This is a genomic window from Maribellus sp. YY47 (assembly GCF_023111095.1).
GTDB lineage: Bacteria > Bacteroidota > Bacteroidia > Bacteroidales > Prolixibacteraceae > Draconibacterium.
The window spans coordinates 35,518-48,401 of record NZ_JALGYW010000017.1; the positions used below are offsets into that span (position 1 = coordinate 35,518).

General features: G+C 40.7%; 6 protein-coding genes. 5 read left to right on the plus strand and 1 reads right to left on the minus strand.

The window, feature by feature from the left end; genetic code table 11:
- Window positions 1-216: 216 nt before the first annotated feature.
- Complete coding sequence (locus MR764_RS14530; protein WP_247980162.1) at window positions 217-1,131, minus strand: putative 2-dehydropantoate 2-reductase; 915 nt, start codon at window positions 1,129-1,131, stop codon at window positions 217-219.
- 636 nt (window positions 1,132-1,767) lie between these two features.
- Between MR764_RS14530 and MR764_RS14535 the strand changes: the two genes are divergently transcribed.
- Genes MR764_RS14535 through MR764_RS14555 form a run of 5 tightly spaced genes read left to right on the plus strand, consistent with a single transcriptional unit; the run spans window position 1,768 to window position 12,880 of the window.
- A complete protein-coding gene (locus MR764_RS14535; protein WP_247980163.1) occupies window positions 1,768-2,955 on the plus strand; it encodes a glycoside hydrolase family 88 protein in 1,188 nt (395 codons plus the stop codon).
- A gap of 49 nt (window positions 2,956-3,004) precedes the next feature.
- Window positions 3,005-6,211: a TonB-dependent receptor gene (locus tag MR764_RS14540; protein WP_247980164.1), complete on the plus strand. Its 3,207-nt coding sequence runs from the start codon at window positions 3,005-3,007 to the stop codon at window positions 6,209-6,211.
- A gap of 11 nt (window positions 6,212-6,222) precedes the next feature.
- The gene (locus tag MR764_RS14545; RefSeq protein ID WP_247980165.1) at window positions 6,223-8,025 is read left to right on the plus strand and encodes a RagB/SusD family nutrient uptake outer membrane protein; all 1,803 of its coding nucleotides are present in this window, start codon (window positions 6,223-6,225) and stop codon (window positions 8,023-8,025) included.
- Between the two features lie 29 nt (window positions 8,026-8,054).
- Entirely contained in the window at window positions 8,055-11,096 is a 3,042-nt protein-coding gene (locus MR764_RS14550) for a SusC/RagA family TonB-linked outer membrane protein (RefSeq protein ID WP_247980166.1), read from the plus strand.
- A gap of 20 nt (window positions 11,097-11,116) precedes the next feature.
- Window positions 11,117-12,880: a RagB/SusD family nutrient uptake outer membrane protein gene (locus MR764_RS14555; RefSeq protein ID WP_247980167.1), complete on the plus strand. Its 1,764-nt coding sequence runs from the start codon at window positions 11,117-11,119 to the stop codon at window positions 12,878-12,880.
- Window positions 12,881-12,884: the final 4 nt, after the last annotated feature.

The following is a 12,884-nucleotide window of genomic DNA, read 5'->3' on the forward strand; positions in this document are numbered from 1 at the left end:
TTTTAAGCTTTTCTGGCTGAGAGCCTGACCTGAACGGGTGCTTGTCCAGGTTCCTTCACTGGTTTGGTTGTTGTAGCCGCAGGTTCCCGAAAGAGTAGAATCTCTATCGGCTTGCTGCCCGCATTTGAAACAATACGAACAACCGGAGGAGTTATGACCAGAAATTCAGCGTATCGAAAGGGATGGGTTAATCATTTTTAAGAGGCGGCTTTTCTTTTAAGAAATCTTTGAATTGATAAACAACAGCTGTTGTTCGAGCATGGCTACCTTTTTCATTTCGTAGCCTGCTTTCTGAGCGGCTTTTACCGGAGCTGAATATATGGCTTCCACTTCCAGCGGGCGGTTGTTGTCAAAATCAAGTTTCATACTGGGAGCATAAGGCTCCATTCCCATGGTCATTTTGATCATTTTCTCAGGAAGGTCGTTCCCGAGGTCGTATCCGCATTTTTGGGCAGCTTCCACCACTTCTGTCATCATTTCGCGCGACAATTCGCGGATGGATTCGTTTTCCATCAGGTGATCGGTACTGGCATTTAAAACAACACACATTCCGTTAAAAGGAACATTCCAAACCAGTTTGTGCCATCTGGCGAAACCCAGGCTTTCGGCCACGTGTGCATCAACACCTGCCGCGCAAAAATCAGCACAAACCTGTTCCAGTTGTTCCTTGTTTCCGCGGTACAAACCCAGGTTAATCCGGCCCAAATCCAAATGAGAAATTACACCCGGGCTGTTTTTCTGTGCACAAATAAATGCGAGACCGCCGGCAATATTTGTGTTAGGTAATTCTTCTGCCACTTTTTCCTCTACTCCCAAGCCGTTTTGAATGAGCACCACCAGGCTGTTTTCGTGCAAAATCGGCTTCAAAAGCGATGCTAACTGATGGTTGGCGGTTGTTTTCAGTCCAACCAAAATAACATCACAGACAGGCATGTCGTTGGTTGAATGGTAGGCAAGAACAGGATTGATCAGGAAATCGCCGTTGACAGAGTTAATTTGCAGTCCGTTTTTCTTTACCTGCTCAAAATCGCTTCTGAACAGAAAATGAACTTCGTTCCCGGCTTTGGCGAGCTTTCCTCCGTAGTAACCTCCAATGGCCCCGGTCCCAATAACTGCATATCTTAATCCCATAACATCCACTTCTGAAAATTCATTTCAAAAATAAGGGGAATGGTCTTGTGTGGTCGATCTGATGGAAAAGATGAGAGAAGAGTTAACGAAAAGATTTGATAAAGTATCACATTGCAGCAAGATAGAAAGCGCTCGGATTATTTTAAGACTTTGTTCCGTTTTGGGATGTAATTGAAATGCTGGTATTAAAGATTGAGATTCGTGGCTTTGTGCTCTCGAAAGAGTAGGGATAGATTACAATTATTGTTCATTTTCGATTCTTTGTTAGGCGCCAAATAATTAAAAGTTGCACAAAAAATGGCAGTTGAATCATGAGGTTACAGCCATCAGTAAATCTTCCCTTCATGCTGTTAAAGGATATGATAATTAATCTTTTATGTTGCTTTATTTCATCCTCTCTCAACTACATTTGCCGGTAAATGTGTTATATAACATATTTTATATATACAAAGTTGCAATATCTTTATGCAATCGATTGCAATTATAGATATGAACAAGAGCTGTTAGACAAATTGTTGTGATCGATCTGATAATTGATTTCATATATGTTGAGCTTTTTCAGCATTAGAATTCAAAAAATATCAGAATGAAATCGTTGAGAAGAGAAACTAGACTATAAAACTAACGAAGAGTATTATGAAAGTGAAACTTTGCTTGTTGGCTGTTACTGCATTTTTATTTTCCTGCCAGCAATCCGAACGTTCTGAATCACAGGCTATCAGGGTTATATCAGAGCAGTTAAAGTACGCTGTAGAACTTGCCGAACCACTTCGAGACAGTGTTCTTACGTCTCCTCGCACTTTTGAAAATGAGCAATTAAAACTTGTGTCAAGCCGGGATTGGACCAGTGGCTTCTTCCCGGGGAATTTGTGGATGCTGGGAGAATTAACCGTAGACACAACTTGGCAGAATATCGCAATAGATTATACACTTCCACTGGCAAAGGAGCAATGGAATGCAAAAACGCATGACATGGGTTTTAAAATGATGTGCAGTTTTGGGCATGCCTACACGAAAACCCGAAATCCTGAATTTCGTCAAATTCTTATCCAGTCTGCAAAAACTTTAGCTACAAGGTTTAATCCGTCAGTTGGGTGTATCCGATCATGGGATCACAACAAAGACAAGTGGGATTTTCCAGTGATCATTGATAATATGATGAACTTGGAATTGTTGACGTGGGCTGCTAAAGAAGCGGGGAACGACAGTTTAAGGAACATTGCCATCACACATGCGTTAACTACGATGAAAAATCATTTCAGGGAAGATAATTCATCGTATCATGTAGTTGATTATAATCCGGAAACAGGTGAAGTACAACACAAACAAACACATCAGGGATATGCCGATGAAAGTGCATGGGCTCGCGGACAAGCCTGGGGGTTGTATGGATATACGATGATGTACCGGGAAACCGGGATGAAGGAATTTCTGAATCAGGCTGAAAAAATTGCTACTTACATTTTAGCTCAACCCGGAATAAGAGACGGGAAAATTCCTTGCTGGGATTTTAACGTAGCTAATCTTGCTGATGAACCCTATGATGCATCGGCAGGTGCGATTATGACTTCTGCTTTTTATGAGTTAAGCCAATATTCAGGTAAGGGAAATGAATACAGGAAAGTGGCGGATAAACTATTAGAGTCGTTGGCTTCGCCTGACTTTCTGGCGGGTGTTGGAGAAAATGGAGGTTTTTTATTAAAACATTCAACAGGACATAAACCAGGTGGTTCAGAAATCGATGTACCCTTGGTATATGCTGACTATTATTTTCTGGAATCGATTATCCGAAAACAGAAATTCAACAATTCTAACTCCAAATAATCAATTTCAATATAATATACATTCAAATTAAAACCTAAAATTAAACTCTATGAAAAACAAAAATGGAATTAAAAAAGCATTGCGCTTTTTAATGCTGTATTTCTTTTTCATTGCTGTATGTACCGGAGTTTATGCTCAAAGTACAGTGAATGGAAAAGTTTTGGATGAAGAGGGGATTCCGCTTCCCGGAGTTGCTGTAATTGTGAAAGGAACAACAATTGGAACAGCAACAAATATTGATGGAGAATTCAGTATCCCCGATGTAAAAGACGGTGCAACTTTGGTTTTTTCGTTTATGGGGTTGAAAACACAAGAGGTTGTTTTCTCTGGAAAAACAACATTAAATGTTGTGATGCAACAAGAGTCCATAGGACTTGAGGAAGTTGTTGCCGTTGGATATGGTGTACAAAAGAAGGAAAGTGTTGTAGGTTCAATTGCTCAGGCATCCGAGGAAGAGCTAAAGCGGACCGGTAATGTAACTGACCTTCGCCAGGCTTTATCCGGAAACCTTCCCGGTATTGTTGCTCTAACGTCATCCGGAGAACCCGGAGGAATACTTACAGGAGAGAGTTCAACCAATATTTACATTCGCGGACAGAACACCTGGAATGGAGGTCAACCATTGGTTCTTGTTGATGGTGTTGAAAGGGATATGAACAACATTGATGTAAATGAAGTCGAAAGTATTTCAGTTCTGAAAGATGCTTCCGCAACAGCCGTTTTTGGAGTAAAGGGAGCCAACGGTGTTATCCTGATTACAACGAAACGTGGAAAAGAAGGAAAAACAGTATTAAATTTCAATTATGTTGCTACGGGTATAATGTTGTCAAAGCAGCCCGATAAGCTGGATTCTTATGGGGCAATGATGGCTAAAAATGAAATGATAGAGCGTGAAGGGGTTTTAAACGAGCCGTCATGGAACGCCTATGTGCCATATGAGATTGTTCAACGTTATCAACTGCCTCAATCAGCTGAATATGCGGTAATTTATCCTAACGTAGACTGGGAGGAGGCAATGTTTAAAGATTTAGGTTTCTCCCACAAGGCTACGCTTAGTGCACGAGGAGGAAGCAAGTCGGTAAAGTATTACGGATTATTGGGATATACCCACGAAGGTGATATGTTTAAGGACTATGATAACCTTAAAGGATATGATCCTAATTATAATTTCAACAGGTTTAACTTTAGAAGCAACATTGATTTCCAATTAAGCAAATCAACCAAATTATCGGTTAACCTTTCAGGATATTACAGCCAGAAAAATACCAACTGGAACAACGAAGGAAGTACGAGCAGGGCTGACTGGTGGATGTGGGCAGCAACCTATTACATTGCTCCCAACCTGATGATACCGATGCATGAAGATGGCCGATGGGGAGCCTATCAGGAAGGTGGAAACAACACCTTAAATCCATTGGCGGTTGTTTATAACATAGGTATTCGCGAAACACGGAGCACCCAATTAAATTCAGATTTTTCGCTTACACAAGATCTTGATTTTATCACCAAAGGCTTGAAGTTTAAGGGCAGTCTGTTTTACGATAACAGTATCCGGTCGCAAGGAGGTATTTGGGACCAGCAAAACAGTATCAGGCCGAATGAGGCACGTACGAATGTTCCCTACAAGCAGATTTATCCGATGCTTTATGAAGGACCTGACCAGGATCCAAGCGAATACACGGTGTTGCTTCCTGTTAGTGACGAAGAATACGACTGGGTTCTTCAGCCCTGGAATATCCGGCAGGAGGACATAATTCAAGCCAACTGGTCCAGCGGTATTCCTGTGTCCAGAAGATTATCTTATGAAGCACAATTAAACTGGGCAAGAACATTTGATGTGCATAATGTGAGTGCAATGGGCGTGTTTAAACGAGAAGAATATGCCTATGGAAGTATGTTCAAAAATTACCGTGAAGACTGGGTTTTCCGTACTACTTATGATTATGACTCCCGGTATCTTGTTGAAGTAAATGGTGCTTATAATGGGTCAGAGCAGTTTGGTCCGGGTTATCGCTTCGATTTTTTCCCATCGCTTGCCTTAGGATGGTATGTTTCCAACGAGAAATTTTTCGATGTTGACTGGATCGACAGATTAAAGCTCAGGTACAGTATTGGTAGAGTAGGAGATGATAAGGTAGGCGGCTCTCGATGGGCATATGCTTCGCAACTCGCATATGGCGGGTATGCACGTTTAAATGAAAGAAGCAACGGGCGAAGTCCTTATACTTTCTACCGGGAAAAATCTGTTGGGAATCCTGATATTCAATGGGAAACGGCATTGAAACAAAATATTGGTCTGGAACTTGGACTGATGAAAAACATGTTGTCCTTAAATGTTGATTATTTCACCGAAGACAGGACGGACATATTAATGTCAGGAGGTAGTCGTACGGTTCCTTCATTCTTTGGGGTAACGCCTCCCAGTGCCAACCTTGGACATGTAAAGGCCAAAGGATTTGAAGTGGAGCTTGGATTTAACAAAAAGGTTGGCCGTTTCGATATTTGGTCTAATCTGGCCATTACCCACAACGAAAACGAGATAATCTTTCGCGATGATGCCCCATTACAGTTAGATTATCTAAAGGCAAAGGGATATCCGATTGGCCAACAGAAAAGGCTGATTTCAACTGGATTTTACAACAACTGGGACGAAGTATTTGCCAGCGTTCCTACAGAAACCAACGATCTTCAAAAACTTCCGGGGTATTATAATTTACTCGATTTTAATGCGGATGGGATAATTAAAAACAATGAAGATACTGCTCCAATTGGGTATTCGAATGTTCCGCAGAATACCGCTAATCTTTCATTTGGTCTTAATTATGGGGGCTGGAGTTTTATGGTTCAGTTCTATGGTGTTAACAATGCCAACAGGTATATTCCTTTTGATAATTTCCGTAATGATATTGATATTGTTTTTGGTCATGTTAGCGACTATTGGTCAAAGGATAATCAAAACGCCTCGTCCTTCTTACCTCGGTGGAAAACACCGGCAGAAAACGTAGGTAATTATTACTTATACGATGCTTCGTACATTCGGCTAAGAACAGCAGAAATAGCTTATTCATTTAATAAACTGCAATGGGCTAAAAAGGCCGGATTTGATAATCTAAGAATATTCCTTAACGGTAATAACCTGTTCTTTTGGTCAGATTTACCTGACGACCGCGAAAGCTCATACAGTGGAGGGAGCGATACGGAAGGTGCCTACCCGACGACAAAGAGGATTAACTTAGGAATTGATTTAACTTTTTAATACGCAAGAATATGAAAAGTGCAAAATATAATATAAGCTTTTATGCGATTCTCATGATGTTGATTTTGCTGTCGACTTCATGTGAAGATTATCTTGACAAAGCTCCGGAAGCCGATATTTCGGAAAAGGATGCCTTCGGAAACTTTTTTAGTTTTCAGGGATCAATTGAAGAACTGTACAATTGTGTGATGGATCCTGACAAAGGTGGAGCCTGGAACAACTATTCGTTTGCCGACGAAAACCTGAACAATAAGATATACAACTTTGATATCGGAAACTACTGGTCCAATGAAGGATATTTTTCAGGCAAGAGTGTAAATACTACTTCAAATGAAGGAAGAGATAGAAGAGTGTATGAGTATGCCTGGTACGCCATTCGGAAAGCCAACCTGGCGCTTGCCAAACTCGAAGAAGAAGGTTTGTTTGAAGGAACACAGGAAGAGAAAGACTTGCTAAAAGGGCAAGCCCTGTTTTTTAGGGCTTGGTTTCATTTTGAGCTTGGAAGATATTGGGGTGGATTGCCTTATATAACAAGAGTACTTGAGCCAACCGAAAGTCTTATTACAGAAGAGTTTAATCGAATCACATTTCAGGAGATGGCCGTTGAAATAGCCAAAGATTTTCGTGCAGCTGCTGATCTTTTACCCAATCATTGGGATGAAACAGAAGCCGGGCAGGCAACTTTAGGACATAATATGGACCGTGTTAATAAGTTCTTTGCACTCGGTTATCTAGGAAAAGCATTATTGTATGGTGCCAGTCCTATGATGAACGAAGAAGCAACCGGAAGCAATTCCTACAACGCTGAGTTATGCCAGCAAGCTGCCCAGGCCTTTGGTGAATTATTAAAACTTGCTGATGATACCGGAATATATGGATTGCAGCCTTGGAGTAGTTATACGGATATTTTTTACCGGTTTAACCACGCGAAAACGGGTGGAATAGAAACAATAATGAACCCGACGATATATGATCGTGGACGTATTCGCTGGTCAACTGTTGGTGCAACAGTACCATCATCATTTGGATTAAACAGTGGATCGAATGCAGACGTTCCTACACACAATATTGTGAAAAATTTTGCAATGGCAAACGGATTGCCTATTGACGATCCGGAATCGGGTTACGATCCCAATGATCCCTGGACAAACCTCGAGCCTCGTTTTTCTAAATTTATTATAAAAGATGGTGATAATTTCTCAAATATTCGGAGTGCGGATAAATACGCAGAATTATACACCGGAGGTCGACATCGCTCGCAAATAAATCCACCGAGTGTTACCGGATACTATTCAAGGAAATTTAATGGAATGGATAAGTCTTTTACTGTGTCCAAAGCCGGAAACCTGGCTGCTTACGTGCCCTACTTACGTATGGCAGATGTATATCTTATGTATGCTGAAGCAGTTTTATTTAGCAATAACGGAAGTCCTGGTGCAAGTTCATCCAACTACAGCATGACTGCTGCTAATGCAGTGAACGCAGTAAGGAACAGAGCTCAATTACCCGACCTGACCGCTAAATATACTGCAAATAAAGACGTATTTTTTGAAGAGATTGTTCGTGAGAGAGCAGTGGAATTATTTATGGAAGGTGCCCGTTTTTGTGATTTGCGTCGCTGGAACCGTAACGGAGATTCTCGTTATCTTGAAAAAACCGCTATCGATTTTGATCGTGACCCCGATGGAAAACCGATCAACATAAACGAAAGAGTTGTGATAAAAAGAGTAGCGGAAAAGAAGCACAACTGGCTTCCTTTACCGGTGTCTGATACCAAGATATTTGAAGGATTTCCACAAAATCCGGGATGGTAAGCTAAATCATAAATTAAAATCATTAACAAATGAAAGAGAAACATACAATAATATTAGCTTTTCTATATGTCGTAATGCTATTCGCTCCGAATATAACGCTTGCGCAGTCGGAAAAGCTGGTAACCATTGCGTCAGTTGTTAACGACGAAAATGGAAATCCTATTGAAAATGCACAGGTATTTTGTGACATAGCTTATACCAAAACCGATGCTGAAGGGAGATTTAGCTTTAATGTTGAGCGGGGTACGAATATCGTAATTGAAGCAGATGGATTTGAAAAAAGTATTCTTACACAGAATGAAGTCAACAATCTGGTAAGTATCAAGCTAAAAAGCACTCCTTTTTTGTATGGTGAAAAAGATAAAACAAGTGTTGCTTTTGGAAGAATAGCTAAAGGAGATGTTGTGGGAGCAGTTAGCACTCTTAATGCTTCTGAAATTGATGCCATCGATAATACGATTTGGGCAAGCGACGTGTTAACAGGTCGTACCTTGGGATTATTGGGAAACAATAGCATTAGGGGAATTGGTATCAATATCAATGTTGCATCGGAGACCGGAAGTGGTCTGGAATCAGGAAATGCCCTGTATATTGTTGACGGACTTCCTCGCGATATTGAATCTCTCAGGCTATCGGAAATCGAGTCGATTTCAGTATTGAAAGACGTAAATGCAGCTGTTTTGTATGGTGCTGCCGCGGTTAATGGCGTTATTTTAATTACTACCAAAAGAGGAGAACCGTATAAAAAGAAAATGGATTTTTCAGTTAATTACGGAATCTCTACTCCACAGGAGACGCCTGAATACCTGAATTCAGCCGATTACATGACCTATTTTAACAAAGCAAGAGAGAGTGACGGGCTTACTCCTTTGTATGATGATGAAACCATTGAAAATTATCGCAATGGAAACATTTATCGTTATCCTGATGTAGATTATTATTCAAATGAATATTTAAAAGATTTCAAAACCTATTTTGACTTGAACGGAGCCTTTTCAGGAGGAAACGAAAATGCAAGTTACTTTGCAGATTTAGGTTGGTATTCTGCAGGAGGGATCCTGGACTTTGGAGAAGCTGCCAATGCACGGAATAACGTGATGAATGTGAGAGGAAATGTTGACCTGAAGATTAACGATTGGATTAAAACATCGGTAGATGGTTCATCTCTGTTTGGAAACGACAAAGGGCAGAGAGGAAATTTCTGGGGAAATGCAAGTTCGATCAGACCGTTTGAGTTTACTCCTTTAATTCCGTTTGACCTCATCGATCCGGAGAATTCGTTGTTGAAAGCCCGGAAAAATGATGTGGAAGGAAAATATCTTCTGGGAGGTAATTCAAACTTCCTTACCAATTCGATTGCCGATAGTTATGCTGCAGGCGTTGTTGAGGCTATTTCCAGGAAGTTTTCATTCAACAACCGAATTGATTTTGATTTGAATAAAATAACCCAGGGATTATCTTTCCATACCAATATCAGTTTCGACTATTTCACAAGTTATCTTCAGACTATTGGTAACACGTATTCGGTTTACGAAGCGGTTTGGGCCGACGATGAAGACCTTATTATTGACTTGAAACAACACGGAAATGATTCTCGTCCTGGGACACAGGTAGTTGGAAATTCATATTTTCAAAGACGTTTCGGCTTTTACGGACAGTTTAGCTACGACCGGATTTTTGATGATGTACACCATGTTACAGGTTCGTTGCTTGGATATGGGAGCAATTTTAAAGAAGAAGGAAGTTTTCAGGGAGTAAAAAGCTCACATCTGGGCTTACAGCTTACCTATTCTTATAACAGAAAGTACCTGGTCGATTTTAGCAGCGCTTATGTTAATTCAGTAAAACTTCCTGATGGAAACAGAGGAGGTTTCTCTCCTTCACTCGGTCTTGCATGGGTTGTAAGCAATGAAGATTTTTTAGCTTCGGCTAACAACATCGACTATTTAAAGCTTCGGTTTTCGGGGGGAATCCTAAATTCGGACTTACCTATCGGAGGTTTCTTTTATTACGACAACAGATATGGTACATCAGGCAGCTATAGCTGGTATGAAGGAACACGGAGTCGCTCCGGAGTTGTATCAAGTTGGAGTAGTAATCCTGAATTAGGATATGCAAAACGTAATGAAATTAACCTGGGGATTGAAGGATTGTTTTTCGACAAAGTACTGGGAGCAGAAGTAAATTTGTTTTATGATGTTTATAACGATTTGGTAACAAGGCCAAGTACAGCCTACCCAAGTTTTTATTCGAACTTTATTCCTTACGAAAATTTTAATGCCAATCAATATAAGGGAATTGAATTTGGACTTAGTTTCAACAAGTCGGTTGGCGACTGGAATTTTTATTTGGCAGCAAATGCACTTTATGTAACATCTGAACAAACAAAAGTGGACGAAGTGTACAATAACGACTATCAGTACAGGAAAGGCCATCCGGTTGATGCAACTTTTGGACTGGAGGCACTCGGTTTTTTTGAAGATCAAACAGACATCGACAACAGTCCGTATCAGACGTTTGGGAGCGTAAAACCCGGTGACATAAAGTATAAAGATCAAAATGGCGATAATATTATTGATGGAAACGATGAAGTTTATCTGCGACGCTGGCAGGCGCCTTTCTCTGGTGGATTACAATTGAAAGTTTCATACAGGAATTTAACAATGTTCGTACTGGGCGAAGGCAGAAGTGGATCTGAAACTTTCAAAGAAGGAAGTTATTACTGGATTGATGGAAACGATAAGTATTCTGAGGTTGTTCTGGATGCCTGGACACCCGAAACAAAGGATGTTGCTTTATATCCAAGAATTAGCTCTCAATCGAACAGTAATAATTTGCGCCGGTCAAGTTTTTGGTTGTATAACAATGATTACTTCCAGATTCGGAAAATCCAACTCACGTACAATTTTCCGGCATCTGTTTCAAAATCATTGCTAATGAAAGACTTGAATGTGTTTGTAAATGGTTCTAATGTTATCCAATTTGCAAAGAACAGAGAAATCAGAGAACGCCGTATTGGTGGAGAACCATACTACCGTACTTTTTCGATAGGTGTAAAAGCTAATTTTTAATTCATATTAAGAATAATATTATGAGACGATATAAGATATTTTTATTTTCACTAATAGTTCCGGTAATGTTCGGTTCCTGCGACCTATTAGAACCTGCTGATGATAATCATAGTACTATTGAACGCGTTTATGAAGATCCATCATTTGGCGAGGGATTGCTCATTCGGGCCTATACTTATATTCCAACAAATGATTATCGATACGATGAGGTGGCAACGGACGATGCTGTTTCCAACGACCGGCAAAATTCCTTCATGAGAATTGCAACGGGAGAATGGTCGGCACTTTATAATCCACAGAGTCTATGGGATAACTGTAATCAAGGAATTTTATATGCAAATAAATTTTTGGATGTTGTTGATTCCATACCCTGGAAGTGGACGGATGATAATCTGAATGCATTATATGTAAGACGATTAACCGGCGAGTCGTATGCACTGCGAGGACTGTTTAAGTACTTTCTCTTACGTAATCATGGCGGGTACGCGCCTGGTGGAGAACTATTGGGAACACCGATCTATGACAAATTCCTGGAGACCGAGGAAGATTTTTCAAGCCCAAGGGCGAGTTTTTCTGATTTTGTAAACAGTATTTACACCGATCTTGATAAAGCTCTAACTTATCTTCCGTTAGATTATGGAAATTTGGGCAGTATAGATGACCTCCCCTCCGGATTTGGTGAAATATCAGATATCTCTTTTTACAATACCGTTTTTGGTGATGTAACCCAGCAGCGAATAAGCGGCAGACATGTAGAAGCAATGAAAGCGAGGCTTGCACTTCTGGTTGCCAGCCCGGCATTCAATGCTAACAATACCGGCGTATTGTGGGAAGAAGCTGCTGATCTGCACGCTCAATTATTGGATGAAATTGGCGGTCTGGCTGGCCTGGATCCCAACGGGCATACATTTTTCCTGAAAGCTCAAGTGGATGATGCAGATATTACAACTGGAAATAAGCAGGATATTGCCGAAATTCTTTGGAGAAGGCCAATTTATTCCAACCGAACAAGAGAAGCTGATAACTTTCCTCCGTCATTATACGGAAATGGAGAAATCAATCCCACACAGAATTTGGTTGATGCTTTTCCGATGGCAAACGGATACCCTATTACAGATGAGAATTCCGGTTACGATCCGGCGAATCCATACGCAGAAAGGGATCCTCGTTTGAGTTTGTACATCGTTTATGATGGAAGCAAGTTGAAAAACACTACGATTAACACGGGAGTAGGAGCCGGAGACGATGGCTTGGATGCTCTACAGAATTCAACGCGTACAGGGTATTATCTGAAGAAACTGCTTCGGGAGGATGTGAACCTGAATCCGTCATCTACCAGCGACCAAAAGCATTTTAACACACACATTCGTTACACCGAATTGTTTTTAAATTATGCTGAAGCTGCTAATGAAGCATGGGGGCCAAACGGAGCCGGAGAACACGGATACTCTGCTAAAGATGTTATTGCAGCCATACGTCAGCGTGCTGGAATTACTCAGCCTGATGATTATCTGAATTCCATTTCCGATAAAGATGAAATGCGCGCACTAATCCGCAACGAAAGAAGACTTGAACTGTGTTTTGAAAGTTTCCGTTTCTGGGATTTGCGGCGATGGAAGGCAGATTTGACAGAGCCGGCAAAAGGTGTTCGCATCGAAAACGGTACTTACAACTATTTTACCGTTGAACAACGAGCTTATGATAACTCATATATGCACTACGGGCCTATTCCTGATAAGGAAACTGTTAAATTTAATCTGATCCAAAATGATGGATGGAATTAATATA